Consider the following 370-nt stretch of genomic DNA (forward strand, 5'->3'; position numbering starts at 1 on the left):
CGCCGTCCCAGGCCACGGCGACGGCCGTGCGCCCGGCGGCCTCGGCGGCGGACTTGGCGCGGGCCAGCTCGGCCGGCAGGTGGATCTCCCACTCCTTCAGCAACTGCTCGCGCCCGACCAGGACCGCGTGTCCCTCGACGACGCCCTGGACGCCGAGGCCGGCGACGTTCGCGAAGTCCTCCGGCGTGGGGAGCGTGCCGGTGGCGGCCGCCGCGCCCGCCGCCACGGCCTGTGCGATCGGGTGCTCCGAGGAGTGCTCCAACGCCCCTGCCAGGCGCAGGACTTCCGCCTCGGTGGCGCCTTCGGCCAGGTGCGTGGCGAGCAGCGTCATGCGGCCGGTCGTCACCGTGCCGGTCTTGTCGAGGACGAT

The 370-nt window shown here is 75.7% G+C and carries 1 protein-coding gene; it reads right to left on the reverse strand.

Translation table 11 applies throughout. From position 1 onward, the window contains the following. The coding region (locus G3I40_RS23855) for an HAD family hydrolase (RefSeq protein ID WP_164304162.1) at positions 1–370 on the reverse strand (370 nt) is incomplete at both ends.

The sequence above is a fragment of the Streptomyces sp. SID14478 genome, assembly GCF_010548525.1.
Classification (GTDB): Bacteria; Actinomycetota; Actinomycetes; order Streptomycetales; family Streptomycetaceae; genus Streptomyces.